This is a genomic window from Bradyrhizobium sp. SMVTL-02, from assembly GCF_051853005.1.
Lineage (GTDB): Bacteria > Pseudomonadota > Alphaproteobacteria > Rhizobiales > Xanthobacteraceae > Bradyrhizobium.
Window position 1 is genome coordinate 8,042,700 of the sequence record NZ_CP182469.1, and the last position, 23,406, is coordinate 8,066,105.

Sequence of the window (23,406 nt, forward strand, 5' to 3'; positions counted from 1 at the left end):
AAAATGAGGGGCACTGCGCACACAAGGCTTGGTCTGTCCAACTTTCTCACGCGCCGAGTCCGATGGTCTCTACCCGACCGTAACATTCGGCCGTGATCGCCCCTGTATCAGCTTATCGGACCGTGGACCTGAGCTCGCGGCGTGCGTCACTGCGGGTGCGTCCCTAGAGGCATTAGATCAGCAGAGCATCACGTTCCAGGCTCCGAAGCAAATGAGCGCCATCTCAAGCAAGCTGAACAATAGCGCGGCCATCTACCGTGACGGTGCAGATCACCATTAAACCGATGGTCTCCGCGGCGTTCGCAGCACCCCAGCCGACCCAATTCGCGCCTGAAAGTCGCGACCACGCTAGCAAGGAATTGCGAGTTCGACACCTTTAAGTGTAGGTTACTCGGAGTACCGACCCGATCCTCATAACAGCAGGACGAGCCGTGTCGGAATCGACGTCCCCCGTCGCAATCGCGAAAACAGGTCCGAAAGGAGAGGTTCGCTGCTTGGGTGAGCTCCAACGAAGCGAAAATCGGACCAAGATCGGTGCGGGTGGTGGTCGGCTGGGCGGATCGTCCGGTCATATGCATGATCACTGGTGAGCAGCGATTTCGACGCGATCGTGAGCGCCGAATTTAGACGATCGCGAGCAGCCCGCTCCGGCCGAGGCGGTAATAGACTCAGCGTTCTGGCTGCTCGTCAAGGGTGATGGTTTTGGCGTTGCGTTTTCGCATGCTTTCGCCGGCAAGCTGGAGGCGGTGAGCGTTATGGACGAGGCGCGGATGCCACTGGTCCACGGGGAGCTGGCTGGTGACGATGGTGGAGCGAGACCGGAGCTATCTTCAAGGATTTCCAGGAGGTCGTGACGGGCGCGGGCATCGAGCGGCTCGAGCCCCCAATCATCATATGTGGACGGCCTCTGATGGCAAGCACAATGTGGCACTTCAAACGACTTGGACGGCTGCGATCGTATGTCCGGCCTTTAGCGCGGATCATATCTCCGCGGGCCCTGATGAAGTCCGACAACCAAGGGGTCACATCAAGGATGCGAGCTTTGGAGCTCACACGACTGGTCGGGTTCCTGGTTTTCGGTGGCGACCGTTGTCTTTCATCATGCCTTTCTTGCGCTTACCAAGCTTAGAACTCTTTGATTTGACGACTGACGAAACTGACGCTCAGGATTTCGCGAAGATCTCGGTGCAGAAGCATTCTCCGGTTCTGATCATTGCCCAGATGATCCGAGCCAGCTTGTTGGCAAGGGCTACGGTCACAAGCCGCGCCGGCTTTTTCGCCAACAGCCCGACAATCCAGTCGCGCAAGCCGCCGCGGCGTTTTCCACAACGTTTAGAAGCGATGTTGCTCCGAGAACCAGTAGCTTCCTTATATATATATCGATTACCCGCCTTGGTGATGCTTCCGAGAGTCGGCGCGCTTCATGAAGCGCTGCAGGACCTGGTACGAGCGCGACACGCAGCCGGTCAAGATGTCCACCGGGCCCCGCATCCGCATCCAGGCCTTCATGCTCCGTTGCGACCCGCGTTTCGAAGGTAAGGCTTGGAGTCGCCGACACCGGACGTCGCCTTGCAACAAGACGTTCGCCCATCCGGCGGAACAGATTGCGCTCCGGACTATCTCAACGCGCTCAAACGGCTGTATCGTGCGATCGTCCTTGTCCGGGATAAGTCTCGGTTTGGCAGCGCAGCCATCGACGCCGAATGGCGCGATGAGGAATTGACAGAGGAAGGCGTCGAATGTCCCGATAAAATGCGGGAACGCCGGTCCCGATAAGCCGCTCTCGACGCAACCTATCCTCCAATTTGGAGACGGCGGAGATGGCGAACGATGGAAAGACCATGCCGCGGCCTGTCGGTCCGCCACCAAGACGCTTCCGCGCTCGCTCGACCATTACGCGGGTCTTCCCCGCGCCCGGGCAGGCAGCGTCGAACGTCGAGCCTGCTTGCTCTATCACCCGCCGTTGCTCTTCGGTCGGCTCGAACGGTTTGGCGATCATTTAGCCAGGACCTCGAACGCCATCTTCAGATAGCTTGGCACAGTGAATGCTGTGCCGTTGTTGATTTCCTCGGCGACCAGTCGCGCGAAATCGCCCTTGCGCGTCATCTTGAAAAGTTTATGGATCGCCACCGCCTGGGCGGCATCGGCCTGACGCACAGCCGAATCCCTCCTATCGCCGGAACGCGGATGGAGCTTGAGGTAGACGTTTTTTTGAACGTCAGCGTTGCCCGCGCGCACAAGCTCGGTCTTGAGCGAATAGTCGTTGATAACGACATCGAGGAGATCCGCTGCCTCCAAACCGACGAGAACCTCGAGATCGCCTGTGCGCCGGGCGCCGGTTGTCACCTCGCCTTGGGCCACGTCTGCGCCGTCGCCGTCCGTTACCACGACTAGACGAGCGGCGATTCGAACCTCGTTGAGTGGCGAAAGTAACAGCATGGCGTACGGCCGGAAATTTATCCCATTGATCAGCACGAAGGCTGGCGAACGGATCAGGCGCAGCTTGTCGGTGTCGCCCTTCAACACGATCTTCTTGGTTATGACGGGAAGCAGCAGCGCTCCGGCAATACCTTCTACGAGCAGCACGCGGCCGCCAAACAGGAAGGCCGATTTGATCATGTCCTGATAACGGTCGGCCCTCCGGCGCTCGACCGGATCGAGCGGTAACGCTGCCAGCGGGACGCAACGTGTTACCGGCCTCGGACGGCCGACCGGCATGATCGGATGCGGCTCGATCTCCGGCATCCTCTCGGCAGGGAGACCAGCGAGCGGCTGCGCCTCCTCCGCTATCGTCCCCGCCGAGCCCACCGGCGCGGGCAGGAACGACCGGAAAAAGAGGAGCTTTTTGCTCTCAACCCCTGCCGACAGGTTTGGCGAATGAGTGGCGACGATCAGCTGCAGCTCGCCGCCGGCCCTTGATGGCGCGCACGCGGTTTGCGCCCTTCCCGGCATGCTCCTCTAAGAAGCCCAGAACCGCAGCCTAAAGCTGAGGGTGCAAATGCGCTTCCGGCTTCTCGACGAGGAAAAACGTTAGATCGGCGTCGTTCACCTTCTCGAGCTCGACCGCGATGGTCGCCGTGTAGAGTAGGTTGGCATAGCCATGACCTGAGTGTCGAAGATCCTCGAGCTCGATGGCCGTGATCGGCAAGGTTGAAGCGTAGGTCACGGGCGATATCGATAAGCTTCTCATCTCTCGCAAAGCCGAGCTACGCGGCTTGCGACGGACACCTGCGGTCAAGGCACGAAGATTAATTTCGACCGCTCCTCCGGCCTTGCCGAGGATTTCCGCCTCGCCCCCCGCCGCAATGACTTTGCGAGCGCTTCCGGATCACCTCCTTCGAGGAAGCGGTTCAGCAGCGCGTAGATTCGGGTCGGAATGCCAAAAGCGAGCGCCCGATCGCGTCGCGCAGCGGAGGCAGATAAACGTGGCGAGCCATCTCGTGGCAGCCGGGCTCTGGATTACCCTGCCGATGCCCCGCCCATAACCCCCGCCGGATCGGAAAGCGTCCAGTCGTCTCGTCGTATCGGAGTCCGAAGATGCATCCGCTGATGGCTGCGTCGGTTGAAGCTGATATCATCCGGCCTTGCTGTGGGGGACTTAGCTCCGTGAACGTCGCGGGAAGCTCCAACTCCCGCTCCGCGCTTTCTGAACCGTGATCTGTCGTGGCATCCGCCCTCCAGGCGGCTGACTACGCCGAAGCGCTTGAACCGACCATTCAACCGAATCCCATAGTGTGGCGGTTTTGCCGACCACGAACAGAAGCAAGGTAACCGCGGCACGCGCTCTTAAGGGAGTGAAAGAAGCAGACGGAATACAGAAGCACAGATCATATAGGCTTCGTTGCAAAATTGAATCCCGCGCAACCTCAGCCCCAGTCATCACCACCGCAAGGCGCCGCGTAGGCAATCCTCTCGCTAGCGTCCCCGCCGACCAAACCTTAGCCCAGTCATCCCCGCGCATTGTCGCTGGAAATACCAGGCGTGCACGGCGATGCACTGCACGGGGAGCCTCGAAGGATAAGCCCGTCGCAGCCAGACGGGCCGGCGCCCTTCAGGGGCGCTGAAGAAGGCGGCCACTTCAGGGGTAACGGGGTTGGACTGATCGCCAGACGAAGCGCGTCCCTTCAAGCCGGCGTCAGCTTGGCCACTTCCGGTTTTATGTCGTTCAGCACACCGGTAATGGCCGCAATCAGTTCGTCCATGTGGGCCCTGGTGACGATCAGCGGCGGGCAAATGGCGATGGCATCGAGCATGTTGCGCGAGATCACGCCGCGCTCCTGGAGCATGCGGCTGGCGATGCCGCCGACGGCGCCCGGCGTAGTGGCGGCGGTCTTGCGCGTCTTGTCGAGCACGAGCTCGAGCGCGGCGATCATGCCGACGCCGCGGACCTCGCCGACCAGCGGGTGGCTCACGAGCTCACGCAAGCGGCCCTGCATGTAGGCGCCGAGCTCGGCGGCGTGTGCGACCAGGCCGCGCTCCTCGATGATCTTGAGGTTCTCCAGCGCAATCGCCGAGCCGACCGGATGGCCGCCCGCGGTGAAGCCGTGGCCGAGCACCCCGATCTTGTTGCTCTCGTCCGCGATCGGCTCGAACATGCGGTCGTTCATGATGATCGCCGACAGCGGGAAATAGCTCGAGGTGATCTGCTTGGAGACGACGATCGCATCGGGCTTGATGCCGTAGGTCTCGCAGCCGAACATCTTGCCGGTGCGGCCGAAGCCGCAGATCACCTCGTCGGCAGCCAGGAGGATGTCGTACTTCTTGAGAACCGTCTGGATCTTGTCCCAGTAGGTCACCGGCGGCACGACGACGCCGCCCGCTCCCATGACCGGCTCACCGAAGAAGGCCGCGATCGTATCCGGCCCCTCCTTCTGGATCAGCGCGTCGAGCTCCTCGGCCCGGCGCGTGGCGAAGGCTTCCTCGCTCTCGCCGGGGGCGCCGTCCTTGTAGTAGTGCGGCGAGCCCGTATGCAGGATGTTCGGCAGCGGCAGGTCGAACGAACGGTGATTGTTCGGCAGGCCCGTCAGGCTGGCGGACGCGATGGTGACGCCGTGATAGGCACGCAGGCGGCTGATCACCTTCTTGCGCTGCGGCTGACCGAGCGCATTGGAGCGATAGGCGATCAGCTTCAACACGGTGTCGTTGGCTTCCGAGCCGGAATTTGTGAAGAACACCTTGCTCATCGGCACCGGCGCGAGCGCGACCAGCTTCTCGGCGAGGTCGATCGAGGGACCATGCGATTTGGCGGAGAAGGTGTGGTAGAACGGCAGCGCCTGCATCTGCTTGTACGCCGCCTCGACCAGCCGCTTCTCGTTGAAGCCGAGCCCGACGCTCCACAGGCCCGCCATCGCTTCGAAATAGCGCTTGCCCGACGCGTCAAAGACGTAAGGCCCCTCGCCGCGCTCGATCACCAGCGGACCGGCCTGCTGATGCGTGCGGGCATTGGTGTAGGGATGGAGCTGATAGGCCACATCCCGGGCCTCTTGCGAATTGGGCAGCATGGACATTTGCGGTGATCCTTGAAAGCGTTACGCCGCCGGTGCCGTCATGACTTTTGCAACGCCATTCGTCGGCAGCAAGTGCTCAGCAGTGGCCGCAAGAAGCGCGGGCGAGACTCCGCGTCGCCAACTGCCAACCACGCTGTCCCTGGCACACGCGCGCCGCCGGTGAAGCGCGCGGCAGCGAGACTCGGCGCCGCCATAAGCGCTGTCCCTGCCACGTGCGGCAGACTTCGGTGGTCAGCCTTCCCCTTGGATTGGCAAGGCTGACCACCTTTGCTCCTGAGACATATTCCCGAGGCGCCACCAGATAATGGCGCGCACAAGTAACCGGGGCACCTACCAGCACCGGTGGGTTGCCGCGTCCCCTCGTGCATGTCATATCAGAGAGTACTCGGCCTGCAAATGTTCGAGCTGGCTCCGCTCATAGGAGTACCCGCCGTGCCCGGGACGGAAGTGGTAGCGGCAATCCAAGCATTCACGGACTCGGTAGGCCAAGGCATACACCGGCAGAAGACACGTACGGCCCACAGCGAACTAAAGAACAGCTGGCCGATTGGCGATCCCGGGTTGAAGTTATCTGCTCAAAAATGGACGCAGTGGCGGATTACCCGCTTTCGACCTTATCCGAATTCGAGGCGCTCAGACGCGAGATGGGGACAGATTTTCCCGCAACGCCACCCGCTTTACTTAACCGTGTAGCGGACGCATTTTTACACCGTGGTTCGGCGGATGCCCGACCCTCAATCAGGACGGAGCCGGATGATGCCTAGCACATTCTCGCTGCACAAGATCGACGAAGCTATACGCGACCTCGAAGGAAAAGTTGCTCACGGTGCAGAAATCAGCCGCGAGGAGCTCGCGAGCAGCATTCTGCGGATTACGAAGCGTCTTCGAGATGAACTCGAAGCGGCGGTCACGGTAGTCGATAGCCTCAAGGATCACACCGGACTCACGGTGGCAGCCGCGCGACCTAAATAGCGGGAACGTTAGCGGCCACTTGACTCGACGCTTGGAAGTGGACCAATAAAGTGCTGTCCCTGCCACTCGCTAGTGACTTCTACGCAGCCAGCCTCAGCGACGAAAGAAGCTGGCGGGGATACATCATCCCGACGAATGCCCTAGCGCAACTACCAGGATAGGGCGGTGACTTGGCGATCAGTCCCGGATCGTAGGCAGCACGGGCGCGGCGCGCTGGCGAAAGTCTCCAGGCATCCCACCCGAACCGGCTGGTACACCGCGACGCTCATTGGAACGAGGGCACGAAATCACCTTCGGCCCCTTTAGCCACGTGCCCACGGCAGTAACCAGCATTATTGAGGATTGGATTGAGGGCGTCGTCATCTTAACCGACAACGATGAGAACCTGGAAGAGATTGCCGCGTGCTTCAGTAGCAGGCTGTTGAAGAACTCAGCCGCGTTCGCAACGAAGGCTGAATCGTCGCCATTGTGGATGTAGAAGTGGCCGACGAGCCTACCCGCAGTGCCGATCATAGCCCATCCGCGACCACAGGTCGGATCATTCTCGTCGTGCCCTTCCCATGAGAACTCGGCGCAGGCCGATCCGTCGCGGGTGCCGTAGCGCACGACCAGGAAGCCCTTGAGAGCCCCAAAGGCGATTTCGCCATCGCACTTGCCCCGGAAGGTGAGATGCGCCTCTTCGACAAGATCGAGGAAGTCGCTGTCCCAGACGTCCATCTCAACAATGCGCCAGCGGCCGACAAAGGCCTTGGCGAAGCCGGGCAGCTTGGCCATCAGCCGGTCTCCGCAATCAGCTTGGGCAGCCGCATCAGATTGTAGCGGCGGCAGCGAAGGTAAAGGCCCATGCGACGCGATCACGGCCACGGAAGCTGGTCTTCTCTTGCCGGGCGACCGTCTTGATCCAGCCGAATGCCTTCTCGATGCGCTTGCGGATGCGCTGACTGACGGCATAGCCGCCGTGCCGGGTCGTTCACCCGTCAATCGCAGAGCTACGGCCGCTGGTGTTCTGTGCAACATGCGGCGTCACGTTCATCGAGCGCAGCTCGTTGACGAAGTCTTCTGCATCGTAGGCTTTGTCGGCGCCAAGCCTGATCGCTGTCGGCCGGTCGGCACGAGGCTCGATCATGTGCAGCGCCGCCACCCGCTCGGCATGCCCGTCGGCCTGCGTCAGGCACGCCCTAGGTCACGGCAAACGACTTGAATCGACACCAAGCACGGCAGGCAAGCTGAACTCAACAGGGTAGGTTGAACCCTACAAGTTTTGGCGGGTGGAAGGTTCAACGAATCAAAACTAGGATTGGTTAAAAGGATCGATCATCTTGCATTAGGGAACCGTTGATAAGGAGTGCCAAGCGAAGCGGCCACTGATGTCGGCATCGGGTTTGGCTGCGTAGAATGCCACCATGCTCCAAACGCCTAGTTCATTGGGGCAGAGGCCGGCCATCAGCTGGGATTCTACTCGCATCATAATCCAGCTAGTGGTTTTCGGCTCGCGAAACCCTGGAAACCAGCTTCGGTATCCTAGCTTTAAGACGCGAATTCGTCGTGCGCATTGATCGCCTGTCATGAATTTCCTTCACCAGCACCTATCCCCCGCTTTCCTGGCGGCGTCCGGGAACGTCTGACCAGATGAAGGAGATCAGACATGGCCTACCAGAAACTGACCAATCAAAGCGGACGGATGCTCAACGGGTCGCTCCTCACGCGTGTTGCCTCGGAGCCGGACCAGCCCGACACGATCATCACGTCGGCGCTGCCGCGGGACGGCAGGCAGACGGTCGACTATGGTAATCTGCAGAATCCTTTTCCGAACTGGCGAGCGATTTCTTGTTCCGATGGCGCGTTTTCACATGAACACCGGAGACTGCCCGTCGGTTCGATTAGCACGTTTTTCAGGGGCTTGGCCATCTTGCGGCAACACGCTATCGGCGCCATTTGTGCCGCGGTCGTTGGAATGTCGCCGCTCTCTGCCGAGCCCTTGGCACTGCGCAGCTATCACGCGCCGATCGGCGAGAGCTCGATCTCCGGCATTTCGTCAGGCGCCTTCATGGCAGTCCAGTTCGGCACAGCCTGGTCCTCGATCGTCAAGGGAGTGGGGGTGGTCGCTGGCGGTCCCTATTGGTGCGCTGAGGCCAAGATGTGGCGTGCGACGGGTCCGTGCATGAAAGGGCCTGCATCGGGCCTGAACATCACGGCGTTCACGACGAAGGCTGATGCGAACGCGTCAGCAGGCAAGATCGATCCGGATAGTAACCTTGCCGGGCAGAAGATCTACCTCTTTCACGGCTACAACGACGCGGTCGTCGATAGGGCCGTCACCGACGCGGCTGCCGACTTCTACCGTCGCTATCTAGGTGACGCCAATCGAGGCAATCTCTTCTATCAGACGGCCCTCGGCGCCGGGCACTCCTTCGTGGTGGCCAAGCAGGGCGACACCGGACTGAATAGCTGCAGTGCTAACAAGGAACCGTATATTGACCAATGCGGCTACGATCAGGCCGGAATCATCCTGCAGCATATTTATGGCCGCCTCAATCCACCTAATCGCGGGCAGCTCGCGGGCGTCGTGAAGAGCTTCGATCAGTCACTCTATACCAGGCCGCAGGCGCCCGCCGCGTTGAGCCTGAGCGATACCGGCTATCTCTTCGTGCCTCAGGACTGCGAGCAAGGCGCTCTCTGCCGTGTCCACGTGGCGCTGCACGGATGCCGCCAGAATGCCCGCGAGATCGGGCTCAAGTTCGTCAATGATACCGGCTACAATGCTTGGGCGGATACGAACCATTTAATCATTCTCTATCCACAGACCAGGACCAGCTTATATCAGCCCACCAATCCGCAGGCCTGCTGGGACTGGTGGGGCTACGTCAATCAAACCAGCAGCTATGTGAACAAGTCTGGCGCGCAGATTAATGCCATCAAGGCCATGCTCGACGCGCTCGCGACGGATGGCGCGACGCCCGTCAGCGCGACACGGCAATTGACATCAGCACCTCAGGGGCTCACGGTGATCGATGCTTCGGATACTAGCGTTGATCTGGTCTGGTCGCCTCTGGCAGGAGCAACGACTTACCGCGTGCTGCGTGCAGGCCCGGATGACACATTTCAGAGGATCGGCGAGGTTGCAGGAGCCAGCTTCGGCGATTCCGATCTTAGGCCGCAAACAACATATCGCTGGCGCGTCTCGGCCGTTCTCAATGGAGCAGAAGGACCTGCGTCCGAGGAGGCCAGCGCGACCACGCGCTCGACGCCTCCACGCTGCAAGCATCCGGGGACTTGCCCGGTGACCCAATAGAAGACTCTTGGCCTCTACGGCCTGCGACGAGAGGGCGGTTCGCATCGGCGCCGTGCCAATCCTGGCAATCTCATCTTCCAGGCGTGGAGACGCTCCGCGGGGACGTTTAAGCTAATGAGATCTTTTATGAAGTGGGCATGATCGGCGTTTGGCGTCCGAAGACCAAAGCATTTATTTATTCGTTTGAGGAGCGCGACGCTCAGTTTTCCACAAGCGACAAGCTTGCTTTTCATCCAGGGCTTCGTACGGTCCAAGAAACGAAGTAGAATGTTCGATGCCTTGGCCACCGGCGCGAAAGCGCACAGCACCAAGCTGGGTCTCGGCAATCGCGTCGCTGAGCTGCGGCGCTCGGAGGTTTCTCGAAGTATTGCAATTAATGCAAAGCGCCTTGCCGCTGCCGTGGCGGCGAAGCGCCTGATCCCATCCACACATTTGAACGGCTTCGGCTTTCTGAACTTTTTAACAACGTGGAATTGGCAAACGATGGCGAATGAATTGACATCTGAATTGAACCTCCTCAAGCCGGTCTTTCAGGTTCGCAAATCGCGGGTTTGCAAGAGCTCGCGGCGAGCTTGACTGACAATTGGTGGAAGGAGGTCTTGGAGAGCAAGGACCTGCTGCTTGCAGTTCGAAACGGGTACCTGGACGCTTACGTCAAGGGCCAGAGCGTCTTCAAGATCGCCTTCGACAGAGGGGCAGCGCTGGCAGCCAGCCCCGGCTTGCGACCCATTACAAGTATCTGGTGAGCCGGACCTTGAGAAAAAGGATCCGTATGTATCGTTCGACGGCAAGACATTCAATATCGATCCCGCCGACATCGTGAACACCGAGTATGAATCAAAGCTGACCTTGCCGCAACTGATCAAGACGGCTGCGCGATTCGCAGGGCCCGAGAAGAGCGGCGTCCATAAGATCGCCAGGAAAGAGCCGAAGGTCGTTGATCTCGAGATTGCTTTTACGAAGGCTGGAGAGAACGGCGATCTCTCTGCGCCGCGAGTGGACATCGCCGTATTGGTGCAGGTGAAGCCGGGCAAGGCCGAGCTGGTCTTCTGCGAAGCGAAATGCGCAGACAATCCTGAGTTGTGGGGGCTGGAAAAGCTGCCCAAGGAAGCAAAAAGCTTCGTCCTCCCGAGCGCTTGACGGCGGTGATTGCTCGGGTCAGGAAGTATGAGCATGACATTCAGGCCAAGGAAACCCAGGAAAGCCTCATTGAGGGCTACGTCGGGGTCTGCAGGAATATGGTGGAGATCAGCAGTCAGAGCCCCGCCCGGCCGATCGATGATCTCGTCAGGCAGGTTGCAGAGGGGAAAGTGGGGCTTTCAATCCACCCTCACGTTTTTCTCCTGATCTACGACTTCGGCAAAGACGAGAAGAAAGGACGAATCAAGGAGAAGCGGCAGCAGTTGGAAGAGGCAAGGGATAAAGATCATCGCCAAGGGCAAGGCCGAGGACTTCCAGTTGGGCGGTGGCGTTTTCGGCGTCTCCCTCCGCTAAGGACTTCGTCGTATGCGTACCTTTCGGCCTTTGGTTTCTCGCAAGAAAGTGGCTTTCCCGAGCCGTATATCATCCCCGACGGGCCTTTACTCCAGACGCAGCGGCATTTTGACCAACCAACCCTGATAGGTGCGTCTTGAGTCTCTTCGGAGATATGATGCGACGCGCATATATGGGCCGGCTGCGTGGGGTAAGAGAAAATGGTTGATAGACGCGTGCTTTGGTTCGGACTCGGGCTCGGGGGCTGTGTCGGCCTCACTCTATGGCTGGTTTTGAGCGGTGGGTTGGCTGGTAAGGGCGATGGCGCCCGTGCGGATGACAACCCTCTGATCGACAAGGTTAGATCAACTTGGCGAGCGCAGGATGGTGAGACGGCGGAGGAAATCTTTGCCAAGGTCGCGACGGTAGCCCACTTCATTCCTAGGGGATGGGAGGTTGGCCGAAAGACCGACACTGGCGAGCCCGTCGTCTTTTCATGGGCCAAACACCGGTCTGGTAAAACGAAGGACGAATATACGGTTGCTTGGGAGGTGGCCCCCGATGGCACAATGAAACTTTTGGCTCCGCATGCGAAACCGATGGAACTAGGCTGGCAAGCGTTTGCGCTCTCTCTTGTTGCTGACGAGGTAGCGAACGACGAAAGGGGCGTGAACCGCCGCTTTCTGCATGATCCCGCTAATTTAAACTTCGTGACGACCGCACAAGGCAAGCTGGGCGATCTCCTGCGGCGTGGCCGTTGCAGGATCGACGATCCTGTTGAAGTGTACAACTCGCCGAAGGTAGACGAGCAGCAAACTACCGCGGGTGACCTGTGGCACGTCGAGCTTTCGGTCGACTGCAATATTCCCGGACCTAGTTATTCAACCCGTGACGGAGTCATCATTTTCGAGAAGCGCGAAGGGCAGGATTGGGAGCCACAATCCTTCTTTGCCAAGCTTATCGCTACGTCTGCGCCCGGCTCTTGGTTTGAGTTTGCAGACCCGAAAGACCAGGAAGCATTCGAGCCGGCTAGAAAGACATTGGCAAAATGAACGCAGCAAACCAGCTCGCGGTGCGGCCGTCGATCATGGATAGCGAAGGCGAACAGGTCGATGATGCAGATACGTGCCATCGCCCGCACAGAGAACGGGTACGGAGAGCGTGTCTGATCCTCCACCGAAAAAATGGACAGGGTTAAGCTGCTTTTAGCTCCATCTCGATCGGGCTGATAAAGCCGATGGCGGAGTGACGGCGAACTCGATTGTAGAAGCCCTCGATATAGGCAAAGAGATCCCGTGTGGCTTCTGCCCGCGTTTCATAGTGCCGGTGGTGAACGAGCTCCGTCTTGAGCGTGTGAAAGAAGCTCTCCATCGGGGCATTGTCATAGCAGTCGCCCTTGCGGCTCATCGAGGCTCTGAGGCCGGTGGCTTGCATCAGCTTGCGATAATCCGCCGAGGCATATTGAACGCCGCGATCGGAATGGTGGATCAGGCCGGCATTTGGCCGCTGCGCCGCGATTGCCATCCGCAACGCCGCCAGAGGCAGCTCGGCGCGCAAATGATCCGCCATCGCCCAGCCGACGATCTTGCGGCTGTAGAGGTCCATGACCGTGGCCAGATAGAGCCAGCCCTGATCAGTCTGGACATAGGTGATGTCGGCGAGCCAGATGCGGTTCGGCGCGGCGGCGACGAAGTTGCGCTCGAGCAAGTTCGCCGCGATCGGGAAATCGTGACGGCTGTCGGTGGTGCGCACCCGTCGCGGCCTCGCCATGATGGCTCTGATACCGTGACGACGCATCAACCGCTCGATGCGACCACGGCTCGCTCCACGGCCTTGGGCTCTCAGCTCGGCATGGATGCGCGGGCTGCCGTAGCGGCCGTTTGTGTCGCGATGAACCCGCTTGATGTCGTCGACGAGCTCACGGTTGGCAATGGCCTGCTGGCTCTCAGGGCGCGCTCGCCAGGCGTAATATCCAGCAGGCGAGACGCCAAGCACGTCGCACATGATCGTCACTGGATAGTCGGCGCGGCGATCTTCGATGAAGCGAAATCTCATTTCTGAACTCCAGCAAAGATCGCAATGGACTTTTTTAAAATATCGCGCTCCATGCGCAGCCGGTCGTTCTCGCGCTGCAGACGAGCGATCTCCGCCGCGTGGTCCGCCGACGGCAGCGTCGCCTGCGTTGCGGGGCGCCGCGCCGCCGCCGTCGGCTCCAGCCGGGCCCCTCGCTGCTCCACCCACCGCCGTAGCACGGAATCACGCAAGCCAAGTTCCTTGGCAACCGAGCCGATCGAGCGACCGCTAGACGCTACGAGATCAACCGCTTGCCGCTTGTAGTCATCGGTAAACGAGCGACGTTGACGTCCTTCCATCCGACACCTCCTGGCTCTTCGAGCCTACTACGGGTGTCCATCAATTCGGAGGAGGTTCATGTCATCAGGTAGCTCGTACCTCGCCCCTGCAGGGCGGTAAATCATGAAGGGACTGGCGAGCAAGCCGACCGTGGAAACATCTCAATCGCGTTAGAATAGCGTCCGGCGGTAGAGGCTGTCTTGCCGGTCACCAGCCCCACACTAGGCGGCAATCCGGTCCGAAGCTCGATGCTGTACGATGGTACAATGACGTGCTGAGGAGCGGCCGTTATCCGTAGTCTGCCTTTGACCAACCTATTGGGCAGGGCGGAGTAGTGTGCTGGAGGACGGGCTGGTGGATGCAATAACACCGACTTGGTACGTCACGTTTGAGCGCAAGCGCGGTGTCCTGCCCAAGCAGCGCAGCCCCCGCGAAACGAAGACTTTTGCGACCGAGGCCGAAGCCAAGGCGTTCACGCGGTTGATGCTCGAAGAAGGCTTGGCGATCTTCGCAGGCACAATCAATCCCCACTTACCCAAACGGCTCATTCCGTCTTCAGGCATCCATTCTTGGCTTGAGGATGAACCGGCGTGAGAGCGGCGGCGTCAGCTCGTGGCCGCTTTTGCGACGCATCCGCCTGTCGCCTGAATGGCGGTTGGTGGGGTAGACGGGACCTCCAAACCCGTCGCGAGTGACCCCCTAGGCGACATCAGCCTCTTAAGTCCCGAAAGCGCGGCAATTTTCCTGCTGTAACCGCGACGGCCGAGCCGGGTACGACCGGGATCACGATCTCCGTGCCGTCGACCTTGACCAGGTCGTTGTAGAAAGCTCACTTGAGATTTGAAAGCTGATGTTGGCTGCATCCCGTCCTGGCGGCATGGTCACGCGGACGATGCTGTCAGCGCTGCAATGTACACCATCGGACAACGCTTCGCCCGCTGCGATGATCGGGCCGTTCAGAACCTCGAGGGCCATCCCATTAATGGTGACGCCCGCAGCCAAGCAGAAAGCTGTCGCCCATCTCATGGATGCCCAGGGGATGAGCGAACGGCGGGCGTGTAAAACCATGGGCAGCTGCCGCATGACCGTGAGATACAAGACGATCCGGACGGACGATGGCGGCCTTCGCCAGCGCATGAAGGCGATCGCGCACGAGCGCCGCCGCTTCGGCTATCGGCGCGTGCATGTCCTGCTCAAGCGGGACGGCTATAGGGTCAACCACATGGCCTAATCGCACGCGCGAGACTGAGGCAGAATGTTCTCCTCAGTGCAAAAGAGGAGCATGTGATGACGCTTTATGTTGGTTTGGACGTATCGCAAAAGGAAACGGAGATTTGTGTCATCGACGGTGACGGTCGGCGCACTTGGCGGGGCAAATGCTCCTCGGAACCGGAGTGCATCGCAATGGCGCTGCGCGAGCACGCTCCAGACGCAGTTCGGGTCGGCATGGAAACCGGGCCGCTGGCGATCTGGCTTTGGCATGGGCTGCGCGCTGTCGACGTTCCAATCGACTGCATCCACGCGCGCCATGTCGCGGCGGCGCTCTCGCTACAAGTTAACAAGACGGACGTGAACGATGCATTTGGGATCGCGCAAGTGGTGCGCTCCGGTTGGTACCGGCCCGTCGCCATCAAGAGCCTGCAGAGCTGTCGTATCCGAGCCCTGCTCTCAGCCAGAAGCGAACTCGTTGCGATTCGTACGACGCTTTACAATCAAATTCGTGGTCTACTGAAGACCTTCGGCGTGGTGCTCGCAGCCGGTAAGGGCGGAACGTTCGAGCGCGCAGTGCTCACGCGATGTCCGGCGGACCCCTTGATCCGAAGCGCCATTGACGCGCTGCTTGAGGCTTGGCGTGTTGCGGGAGAGCGCAGGCAGAGGCTCGATTCGCAACTTCTACGTCTCGCGCGCTCCCATGAGGCCTGCCAGCGCATGATAACGATCCCCGGTGTAGGCGCGATTACTGCATTGACGTTCACGACGGCCATCGACGATCCTAACCGCTTCTCCCGATCCACCGATGTCGGAGCGTTTCTCGGCCTGACACCTCGGCGCTATCAATCCGGCGAGGTCGATATCTCTGGCCGGATATCCAAGTCAGGCGACCGCATGGCCCGAAGCCTTCTGTTCGAGGCGGCCAACGCGCTCATGACGCGCGTGCGCAAAGATAGTGCACTCCGCCGTTGGGGGCAGCAATTGATGGCTCGGATCGGGTCGCGAAAGGCGAAGGTCGCCGTGGCGCGCAAACTCTCCATCATCCTGCATCGTATCTGGCTGGATGGCACGGAGTTCGCAGCTGCGCCGGCTACCTGAGCCTAGCTAGCTAAGCCAATATCTCTGTAGATCGTCCTGGAAGGACGCTGGCTGGATTATCCCGTAACTTCTTGGGCGGCTTCAGACCGCGGGAATCACATGGGGAGATCCACTGGCGAGGGCCATGATGAGGCGGCACATTCTTCCGACCTCGAAGACGACAAGGTCCGGTACCCAGGGCAGTTGACAGCGATTAGACGACAAGAAGCTGTTCCGGCTGTACCGGGAAGAAAAGCTTGCAGTGCGCCGCCGTGGCGGCCGCAAGCGCGCCATCGGGACCAGGGCGCCGATGGCGCCGAACGAGCGCTGGTCGCTCGACTTTGTGTCGGATCAGCTGACCTGCGGCCGCCGCTTCCGCGTCCTCACCGTGGTCGATGACTGCACGCGCGAGTGCCTGGCGCTGGTGGCCGATACCTCGCTCTCCGGCTTCCGTGTGGCGCGGGAACTGGACCGGCTGATGATCGAGCGCGGCAAGCCGAAAATGGTGGTCAGCGACAACGGCAGCGAGCTGACCAGCAACGCCATCCTGACATGGGCGGATCAGAGCCGCGTCGCCTGGCACTACATTGCGCCGTGCAAGCCCATGCAGAATGCGTTCGTCGAGAGCTTCAACGGCCGGCTGCTGGGATGAATTGCTGAACGAGACGCTGTTCACGTCAGTGGCCCAGGCTCGCCTCGCACTCGGATGCTGGCGGGCCGATTACAACCGCGCATCAGAACACCCATTTGTCTATGTTGTTGAAGAGAAGAGACTTTGTTGATCGGGATGCGATCCTGCGGGGTATCTTGGGTTCTGCCGCGCTCGTTCGGTGATGGATGTGGCGGCATCCGTGGTCAAGGCCGCGCGCGCGAAGATCCATGGCCCATCCGGCAGAGGGTGGACCGCTTCGATCTGACCAGCTTCTGCGGCCAAGCGCAGCGTCTTGGATGCGACCTTGATAAGCCTGGCGGCGTCGGAGAGATTGAGCCATGGCTCGACGCTATCCTCGGCCCGCCGAAAGACGGGTATCCGATGATAAGATCGCGTGGTTGTGACGCGCTCACGGGTCCAACGGTTGCCGTTGCCCGTCGTGAGGCCGTTGCGGTTGAGCAGGCCCGCAATCAGGTCGTCGCTGGCGATCAGCACCAGTTGCCGGATGGCTGCGATGATGTCACCGGAGGTGCTGTTACGCTGCCCCCGTCGACGCTTCGGCAGCCGCATCTCGCTGTGAGCGCCGCCCGCCCAATGCACGACAAGAACGATCTCGGACGCTTCGTCATCGATATCGGCAACGACCTCGTGGATCAGCGTACGGACGATGCGCTTCTTCAGCCGCGCATCGATGGTCGGCCCTGACCAGATTGACTTGAGGTCTGAGGCCAGCACGCTGAGCATCGTTGGATCGATCGCTGTCGGTGCGGTCGTCGCATCATGCGCGGCAATCTTGCTCTCTACCTCGACGACGCGGGCAAGCGAGCGATTCCAGCGCGTCTCAAGCTCCGCGGCAACCAGGCGATTTGCCGGATCCGCCGTGTCATATTGCCGGAAGGCACGATCGGCGGCGTAACGGGCCGCTTCGAGATCACGGCCGAGCGTTTCGCGAACTTGATCCCTCTGATGTGTGGCTTGGGCTGCGGCGGCCGTGGCCGCCGCAACGGCGCCGGGTCCGACAACGCCGAGCAGTGCCCCTTCGATCGCATCATCGACGCGCAAGCCACCGAACGCGATGCAGCGCGGTTCGCCGTTGTCCATCCAGCCGCGCGAGCAGCTGTAACGGGGGATGTGATGCTTCATACCGCTGTAGCGCAGCGTCAGCTTGCGGCCACAACGCCGGCAGCGGATGAGCCCAGCGAGCAGCGCCTCGCCATGCTTGGGCGCGCCATGATGCCGGCTCGTGGGCACGTTACTGGAGACCATTGTACGGATCGCTTCGAACCTCTCCCAGTTCACATAGCCTTCGTGGGCGTCCGGCTTGAGGACGAGCCACTCGGCGCGCGCCTTCCGCCGGATCTTCGCGCCTGCGCCATGGACGCCGTACCCCGTCGCTACGGCTGTTCTACCATAGGCGTAGGCTCCGCCGTAGACCGGGTTCTCGACCATCCTGTGGAGAGTCGCGTAGCTGGGCCGCCGCCAGGCTGTGTCGCCGTTCGGCTGCTTCACTGGTAGGTCGAGGCCGTGCTCATGGAACCACAGCAGCGCCTGCCGCGCGGTCCCGAGTTCCTCGATCTTGTCGAAGACGAGCGTAATGGCGTCCTGCACACGCCGGTCCGGATCCTTCTCGTAGCGATCACCGACCTTCACAAAGCCGACTGGCGTGGCCGCAATCAGTTCGCCACGGCTGGCCTTCTCGTAGCGTGCCGAGAGCGAGCGTTGTCGCAAAAGGTCCAGCTCATACTCGTTGAGGCTCCCCTTCAGCCCGAGAAGCAGTCGGTCGTTGCCATGCCGCGGAGCATAGACAGCTTCCTGGTCAACCAGCACCGTGTCGACGACGCGACACATCTCGATCAGCTGTTGCCAATCCCGGCTATTGCGGGCAAAGCGCGAGACCTCCCGCGCACAGACTGCGCCGACCTTGCCGAGGCAGACCTCGGCCACCATCCGCTCGAAGCCCGCGCGCTGGACGCCGCCGGCAGCGGAACGCCCAAGATCATCGTCGATCACCTCGATCTTGGACCACCCCAGCGCCGTCAATCGGTCGCGCATCGCGTATTGCAACGCGCTGCTCTCACGATTGTGCAGAACCTGATGGGCGGAGGACTGGCGCACATAGAGGATCGCCTTGCGTTCGAGATGGTGAGGGCGGACCTTGTCACTGATCATGACCGTCTTCCCTCTTCGCGAGCGTTGCGCTTACCCGTGCATGGTCCAGCACCAGCTGCGTCATCAAGTTCACCAGCGGATCCTGCGCCTCCTTCGGCAGCTCCCGCCATTCCGGTACCCCGACGGCGCCGTGCGCTATGCCACCCGTGAACAGGTCCATCTGATGCACGCCGAACCGCCGGTTGCGCCGAACCGGGTTCGCCGATATCGCCGTCCTGCTTGCCATGAGCCTCTCCCCGATTCTCATCGTGAGAGACTCCGCATGCACCGGAAAGCGGTTCATTCAATGATGATGTCGCGCTCTTGACCGCTGAATCGACAAGCGACCACAACGCGTTGAGCGCTTCCAGGCTGACAAGGGGCTCTGCCGTTAGGCTGCCACCGCGAGCACATGCCGCGCGGTCGAACATCCAGGATGGGATCTCCAGAAAACGCCGCGTCTCCGATCCATCCAGCGTGCAGCGGAAAACAACGCCGTCCGCCTTGTCGATCACACCATGGACGAAAACCTCGCGGCCTGCCCAAGGGTGATGCCGGTACAGAACCTCACGGCATACGGTCCCGTGGGCGTTCTCAAGCCTTGTTGTACAACGATGCCCGACCCCACTCGCAGCTCGGATGGAAAACGCCCTCCGAGTTCGCCTTCACCTGTCACCCGCGCCGGGATCTGGCGCTGCGCTATGCCGAAGGCTCCGCGCCAGCTCCCGTCGCTCCCACCGCCCAACTGGGCAAATCCAATGGCTTGAGCGAACTCAGAACTGGATAAAATTTGGGGGCAAGGTCACATCTCGTCCAGCAATGCGCCTGCAGTGCAGACAATCAACGCGCCGGGCTGATCATCCCCTTCGCCTATGTCAAGGACAAGCCGCAGTCGGTCAGCTCGACCACGACGTCGGTTGTAGAAATGACCCCTTTGCGATGAGTGATTGCCAGCACGGTCACATCTTCCGCTAGGCTGCGAATATGGTCCAAAATGTCCCGCTCGGTTCGTTCGTCAAGCGCGGAGCTAGCCTCGTCGAGAAGAAGGATCGCCGGCTCGCCATAGAGCGCCCGGGCAATAGCAATACGCTGGCGCTCCCCGCCTGAAAGCTTCAAACCGCGTTCTCCAACGGTTGTTTCAAATCCTTCCGGCAGAGCCTCGATAATGGGGAGAATAGCGGCTTTTTCCGATGCACCGCGAAGGCGCACCTCGTCGCGGGGCCGTCCTAGCAGAATGTTGTCGGCTAGCGACTCATTGAGCAACATCACGTCCTGCGGCACAACAGCAACTGCGGCATACCAATCCGTGTGATTGATGGTCGCTATATCGGTTCCATCGACCAGAATACGGCCGCAGTCTGGCTCAATCGATTTCAGGACGAGCTTGAATATTGTCGACTTCCCCGATCCGGTTTCGCCGACAAGAAAGGTAATGGCGCCGCGCCTAGCCTTAAACGAGACATTCGTAACGCCACGACCGTTGTCGTAGGCATAACCAATGCCCTCGAAGGATAGCTGGCCAGCGGAGGGCGTGAAATCATGAGCATGAGATGTTCGCCGCTCTTCTGGTGCGACCCACAGTCTGGCGAGAGGAATGAGGTCGGCTCGCGACCGCGCCGCGTCAGAGATCGCGCGCGCGACCATCTCGAAGGGCATATTGAGTTGGAGTAGAAGCGTGTTGAATAGCACAATATCGCCGAGCGTGACCGCGCCGGCCCGGTATTTAGGTATTAGAAGGAGAAGTGTGACGGCAAATTGTAGCGCGATGGCTAAGCCGAGCACGGCTATGTAGGCCAATCGTTGAAACACGTAGGTTCGCCAGTTATCGCGCACTTCCCGCGCCTTCATCGTAAAGCGCTGACTCATCCAGGAATGACTGCCGAAATGGCGCAACGTGTCCATAGAGTTCATGACGTTGCCGACGAAACGCGCATTCTCCTGTCCGGCTTCGATGGCCCGGTCCAGAAACACGCGCGCCCGACGCGTGGAACTCCACCCCAATGTAATCGCGACAGCCCCATAAGCCACGACGATTGCAGCGATTTGGATATTGACGAGCACACCGAGAATAGCGAGCGTAAGCAGAAGCTGCGCTGCGGCCGGGATGAATATCATAATTCCAAGCTGGACCAACGTCGTCAACGCGCTGCACCCGCGCGCGGCCGCACTCTGTATCTCCACGGGATTGTGCTCAAGAAAAAAGGCTGAGGTTTTTCTCAGGATGCGATCGAAAAAGCGAGTTGCAGCGATGAAGCCCAGGTTCTCGGCTGTCATGAAGGAAAGATAGTGCAGCATGCGCTGCAATGCGGAGGCTATGCCGAGCAGGACCGCATAGCCTCCGAATCCCCAGGCAAACGCCGACATGCCTTCCCCCCGCGGGAGGCGATCAATGAGACCCGAAAATACATAGGGGGCTGCGACGCTGCTCACGCTGGAGATCAGCACCACTGTGGCAACGATGAGAAGCAAGCGCCGATCGGATCGCCAGTACGCATGCAGAATTTCGGAAACCGGCGACAATGTGCTGTCGTTGACCTGATCTGCGGCGGATCCAGGGAATGGGGCTTTGCTTGCACTGAGAGAGCCGACATGGCCTTGCGATCTGGATTCCATACGATCTCACGTAAAGATGCGGCTCTGCGGAATTTGCTGCCGTTTACCGTTACTAAGCTCCAACCCAATTCTGTCCAGCACCGTCATCCAACCCGCAAATCTTGGTAGGTTGTCGCCCGGCTTCTCACATGAGAGACGCTATAGAGTGGCTCGACACGCTGCCGCGCCACACGACGAGAAGCCCGATCACGCTATTAATAGGAACACGACATGAAGAGGACAACTGCAGACACGTCTAAGCGGCCATCGCGGCCCGATACAACTGACCTCCCCTTACCGGTGCTGCCACCTCCCACTACTTCATATCCGAAGGGCCCCTTCCCTAGCGACAGCGCTAACGAAGGTTACCTTTAAGATCATTCTTCACTCTGTTACCGCCTCTCACACGAGAGGCGGTAACGTTTAAGTTGAGGAACAAATGCTCAAGGCCACTCTGAAAATAGCCGACCTGGAAAACTTCGATCCTGTTGTCAAAGGCTGTTCGATAGAGTTTGGTGAAAGCTGCATCTGGCCATTCCAACATAAGAGTCTTGAGAGCTCGTTAGTGAAGAGCACTGAGCAATGGTTCTTCGTCATACGTGAGCGTCAAGGAGCGGCGGACGGGGCTGGCGTTCATTCGGCCGTAATAGACCATGCGTCTACAGATCAGTTTCGTCAGCACTACCAGAAATGCATGCACTGGCCGCTCGATTTTATCGTGATCGAGGCCGCTCGCTGGGGTCCTCGGTTGCGTGTACGAGCAGGCCATATTGGCAGCCTCCCAATTTACTTCCACGTGGAGGAGCGCACTCGCACGGTTACGCTCTCCTGGGATTTTGTCGAGTTTTTGGATAAATCGCGAGCGATTGATGCAGAGATTATAGCGCATCACCTGTCGATGAGAACGTTCTACTCTGCGCGACAGGCCTGCGTTGGCGTTAACCTGCTGACTGCTGGCTCCACCTTGTACGTCGACAGATCGGAAACGTCATTTGAGTACGGCGCGATAACTTCATCAGCCCCTGAGCTCTCCGGACGAGAGGAGAGCGATCATGTCCTTGAGTTTTCTGATACTCTTCAGGCGGTTGTTCGTTCGCGGCCGACGACCTTCTGCGCAAGCGCTATGGAGCTGAGCGGAGGAATGGACTCCGCTTCCGTCGCAATTGCTGTTGGCGAGAGCGTAGCATCGCTAGCATGTGGCGGGATACTATTGGGCGACGGGAGTAGCCCCAAGCAGATTGACCGCCGAGCGAGCATTTTGAGCGCACTGAACTGCCGCGATCACAAGGTTGAAATGTGCGCCCACATGCCGGCGATTGATCTAGATCTTGACCTGAAAGGACGCCTGCCACTCAATTCAGAGTATTACCTTGAGGCGTTCGGGTCACTCTGGGATCGGTTTCGCGGTGATGGCTGCGAAATAATCTGGTCCGGCATAGGAGGAGACGAGCTTTTCGCTCGCTTCAGCAGCGACGAGGGGGACCCCCGATCTCCCTCTTCACCCCATCTGGATATCGCGCTTGGGGTTGCAGAAGACCTATTGACGAAACGCGGGCTCGACGCCGCTCGTTCATCCTTCCTTTTTAGCGCCCCCCTCAGCGCCACTCTATCCACAACTCTGCTCGCAAGTCTTTGTCATGCTCGCCCACTCGCGACGCGAGGTCTTTGGCCCGTCCGCCCATTCGGCGATCCGAGATTGATCAATTTTGGAGCGAAGCTTCCGTTTGCACTTCGCTCGGGCAAGGAACTCCTCCGTTCATATTTGAGTGAGCGCTTGGGCTCTGACGTATTTCCACACGGATACGCAAAGGAGACTTTCGCGCTTGTACTGCCAAAGGCGATTGCGGCTCGTGCGGACATAATTTCATCACAGCTTGCTTCTTGCGCCTTGGCCGACTTCGGCTTGGTTTCGCAAGAGGCTGTCATGGCGCTCTTGAACAGGGTGATAACAACACACGAATTTTCCGCAACAAGCACCTTGGCTCGCTTTTTATGGGCGGAACGTTTCGTTCGACAACTCTGTTGATTTCGTTATGATAAACGATCACGCGTCAGAACACCTGCTACAGTGGAGAAGGGTTGCAATTGGGCGTTCTCGCTAGTCGACCCGACGGAAGGAGAAACTATGG

The 23,406-nt window shown here is 59.9% G+C and carries 16 protein-coding genes and 6 pseudogenes; 12 read left to right on the forward strand and 10 right to left on the reverse strand.

The window, feature by feature from the left end; translation table 11 throughout:
• Positions 1-668: 668 nt before the first annotated feature.
• From ACNJYB_RS38490 to ACNJYB_RS38505, 4 genes and pseudogenes are all read right to left on the reverse strand, one after another.
• A pseudogene (locus ACNJYB_RS38490) lies at positions 669-892 on the reverse strand (ATP-binding protein); the annotation flags it as partial.
• 1,103 nt (positions 893-1,995) lie between these two features.
• Entirely contained in the window at positions 1,996-2,952 is a 957-nt protein-coding gene (locus ACNJYB_RS38495; protein WP_439371752.1) for a hypothetical protein, read from the reverse strand.
• Between the two features lie 28 nt (positions 2,953-2,980).
• Complete coding sequence (locus ACNJYB_RS38500; RefSeq protein WP_061883417.1) at positions 2,981-3,166, reverse strand: hypothetical protein; 186 nt, start codon at positions 3,164-3,166, stop codon at positions 2,981-2,983.
• A 958-nt stretch (positions 3,167-4,124) separates the two neighbouring features.
• Complete coding sequence (locus ACNJYB_RS38505) at positions 4,125-5,507, reverse strand: aspartate aminotransferase family protein (RefSeq protein ID WP_439371753.1); 1,383 nt, start codon at positions 5,505-5,507, stop codon at positions 4,125-4,127.
• 753 nt (positions 5,508-6,260) lie between these two features.
• Between ACNJYB_RS38505 and ACNJYB_RS38510 the strand changes: the two genes are divergently transcribed.
• Positions 6,261-6,479 carry a hypothetical protein gene (locus ACNJYB_RS38510; RefSeq protein ID WP_061877507.1) on the forward strand — a complete coding sequence of 73 codons (219 nt, stop codon included), beginning with the start codon at positions 6,261-6,263 and terminating at the stop codon, positions 6,477-6,479.
• 444 nt (positions 6,480-6,923) lie between these two features.
• On the opposite strand, the pseudogene ACNJYB_RS38515 reads toward ACNJYB_RS38510, so the two are convergent.
• Together ACNJYB_RS38515 and ACNJYB_RS38520 are read right to left on the reverse strand one after the other, a co-directional pair.
• Positions 6,924-7,253 (reverse strand): annotated as a pseudogene (locus tag ACNJYB_RS38515) (hypothetical protein); the annotation flags it as partial.
• A pseudogene (locus tag ACNJYB_RS38520) lies at positions 7,253-7,656 on the reverse strand (transposase); the annotation flags it as partial. The pseudogenes ACNJYB_RS38515 and ACNJYB_RS38520, both read right to left, overlap by 1 nt.
• A gap of 468 nt (positions 7,657-8,124) precedes the next feature.
• On the opposite strand from ACNJYB_RS38520, the gene ACNJYB_RS38525 reads away from it, so the two are divergent.
• From ACNJYB_RS38525 to ACNJYB_RS38545, 5 genes are all read left to right on the forward strand, one after another.
• Positions 8,125-9,771, forward strand: a complete 1,647-nt coding sequence (locus ACNJYB_RS38525) for an extracellular catalytic domain type 2 short-chain-length polyhydroxyalkanoate depolymerase (protein ID WP_439371754.1) — start codon at positions 8,125-8,127, stop codon at positions 9,769-9,771.
• Between the two features lie 267 nt (positions 9,772-10,038).
• On the forward strand, positions 10,039-10,347 hold the full coding sequence (locus tag ACNJYB_RS38530) for a hypothetical protein (RefSeq protein ID WP_156504812.1): 309 nt from the start codon (positions 10,039-10,041) through the stop codon (positions 10,345-10,347).
• 45 nt (positions 10,348-10,392) lie between these two features.
• Positions 10,393-10,911 (forward strand): hypothetical protein, encoded by a 519-nt coding sequence (locus ACNJYB_RS38535; RefSeq protein ID WP_439371755.1) that lies wholly within the window; start codon positions 10,393-10,395, stop codon positions 10,909-10,911.
• Positions 10,908-11,405: a hypothetical protein gene (locus ACNJYB_RS38540; RefSeq protein ID WP_439371756.1), complete on the forward strand. Its 498-nt coding sequence runs from the start codon at positions 10,908-10,910 to the stop codon at positions 11,403-11,405. Before ACNJYB_RS38535 ends, ACNJYB_RS38540 begins: the two co-directional genes overlap by 4 nt.
• 60 nt (positions 11,406-11,465) lie before the next feature.
• A complete protein-coding gene (locus ACNJYB_RS38545; RefSeq protein ID WP_439371757.1) occupies positions 11,466-12,296 on the forward strand; it encodes a nodulate formation efficiency C protein in 831 nt (276 codons plus the stop codon).
• 142 nt (positions 12,297-12,438) lie between these two features.
• Here the strand turns inward: ACNJYB_RS38545 and ACNJYB_RS38550 are convergent.
• Positions 12,439-13,616 (reverse strand): IS3 family transposase gene (locus ACNJYB_RS38550; protein WP_439368046.1). Its coding sequence is split into 2 segments (ribosomal slippage): positions 12,439-13,319 and positions 13,319-13,616, totalling 1,179 coding nucleotides; the frame shifts between segments, so codons are not numbered across the junction.
• Positions 13,617-13,959: 343 nt separating this feature from the next.
• On the opposite strand from ACNJYB_RS38550, the gene ACNJYB_RS38555 reads away from it, so the two are divergent.
• The 4 genes and pseudogenes from ACNJYB_RS38555 to ACNJYB_RS38570 form a co-directional block, all read left to right on the forward strand.
• Complete coding sequence (locus ACNJYB_RS38555; RefSeq protein WP_061878729.1) at positions 13,960-14,190, forward strand: hypothetical protein; 231 nt, start codon at positions 13,960-13,962, stop codon at positions 14,188-14,190.
• 388 nt (positions 14,191-14,578) lie between these two features.
• Positions 14,579-14,818, forward strand: a pseudogene (locus ACNJYB_RS38560) (IS3 family transposase); the annotation flags it as partial.
• A 65-nt stretch (positions 14,819-14,883) separates the two neighbouring features.
• Complete coding sequence (locus ACNJYB_RS38565) at positions 14,884-15,906, forward strand: IS110 family transposase (RefSeq protein ID WP_439368201.1); 1,023 nt, start codon at positions 14,884-14,886, stop codon at positions 15,904-15,906.
• 193 nt (positions 15,907-16,099) lie between these two features.
• Positions 16,100-16,628 (forward strand): annotated as a pseudogene (locus ACNJYB_RS38570) (integrase core domain-containing protein); the annotation flags it as partial.
• A gap of 8 nt (positions 16,629-16,636) precedes the next feature.
• Here the strand turns inward: ACNJYB_RS38570 and ACNJYB_RS38575 are convergent.
• Both ACNJYB_RS38575 and ACNJYB_RS38580 read right to left on the reverse strand, forming a co-directional pair.
• Positions 16,637-18,706: a recombinase family protein gene (locus ACNJYB_RS38575; protein WP_439371758.1), complete on the reverse strand. Its 2,070-nt coding sequence runs from the start codon at positions 18,704-18,706 to the stop codon at positions 16,637-16,639.
• Complete coding sequence (locus ACNJYB_RS38580; protein WP_439371750.1) at positions 18,696-18,932, reverse strand: hypothetical protein; 237 nt, start codon at positions 18,930-18,932, stop codon at positions 18,696-18,698. Before ACNJYB_RS38580 ends, ACNJYB_RS38575 begins: the two co-directional genes overlap by 11 nt.
• A 360-nt stretch (positions 18,933-19,292) precedes the next feature.
• Between ACNJYB_RS38580 and ACNJYB_RS38585 the strand changes: the two are divergent.
• A pseudogene (locus ACNJYB_RS38585) lies at positions 19,293-19,472 on the forward strand (IS3 family transposase); the annotation flags it as partial.
• An 83-nt stretch (positions 19,473-19,555) separates the two neighbouring features.
• On the opposite strand, the gene ACNJYB_RS38590 reads toward ACNJYB_RS38585, so the two are convergent.
• Positions 19,556-21,298, reverse strand: a complete 1,743-nt coding sequence (locus ACNJYB_RS38590; RefSeq protein WP_082821874.1) for an ABC transporter ATP-binding protein — start codon at positions 21,296-21,298, stop codon at positions 19,556-19,558.
• A gap of 418 nt (positions 21,299-21,716) precedes the next feature.
• Here ACNJYB_RS38590 and ACNJYB_RS38595 point away from each other — a divergent pair, with 418 nt between their 5' ends.
• Positions 21,717-23,303, forward strand: coding sequence for a hypothetical protein (locus tag ACNJYB_RS38595; RefSeq protein WP_439371759.1), 1,587 nt, complete (start codon positions 21,717-21,719; stop codon positions 23,301-23,303).
• Positions 23,304-23,406: the final 103 nt, after the last annotated feature.

Bases quoted from the DNA above. Each gene is read 5' to 3' on its own strand.
- ACNJYB_RS38495 (WP_439371752.1), bottom strand. From the start codon at position 2,952: ATGCCGGGAAGGGCGCAAACCGCGTGCGCGCCATCAAGGGCCGGCGGC.
- ACNJYB_RS38505 (WP_439371753.1), bottom strand. From the start codon at position 5,507: ATGTCCATGCTGCCCAATTCGCAAGAGGCCCGGGATGTGGCCTATCAG.
- ACNJYB_RS38510 (WP_061877507.1), top strand. From the start codon at position 6,261: ATGATGCCTAGCACATTCTCGCTGCACAAGATCGACGAAGCTATACGC.
- ACNJYB_RS38525 (WP_439371754.1), top strand. From the start codon at position 8,125: ATGGCCTACCAGAAACTGACCAATCAAAGCGGACGGATGCTCAACGGG.
- ACNJYB_RS38530 (WP_156504812.1), top strand. From the start codon at position 10,039: ATGTTCGATGCCTTGGCCACCGGCGCGAAAGCGCACAGCACCAAGCTG.
- ACNJYB_RS38545 (WP_439371757.1), top strand. From the start codon at position 11,466: ATGGTTGATAGACGCGTGCTTTGGTTCGGACTCGGGCTCGGGGGCTGT.
- ACNJYB_RS38565 (WP_439368201.1), top strand. From the start codon at position 14,884: ATGACGCTTTATGTTGGTTTGGACGTATCGCAAAAGGAAACGGAGATT.
- ACNJYB_RS38575 (WP_439371758.1), bottom strand. From the start codon at position 18,706: ATGATCAGTGACAAGGTCCGCCCTCACCATCTCGAACGCAAGGCGATC.
- ACNJYB_RS38580 (WP_439371750.1), bottom strand. From the start codon at position 18,932: ATGGCAAGCAGGACGGCGATATCGGCGAACCCGGTTCGGCGCAACCGG.
- ACNJYB_RS38590 (WP_082821874.1), bottom strand. From the start codon at position 21,298: ATGGAATCCAGATCGCAAGGCCATGTCGGCTCTCTCAGTGCAAGCAAA.
- ACNJYB_RS38595 (WP_439371759.1), top strand. From the start codon at position 21,717: ATGCTCAAGGCCACTCTGAAAATAGCCGACCTGGAAAACTTCGATCCT.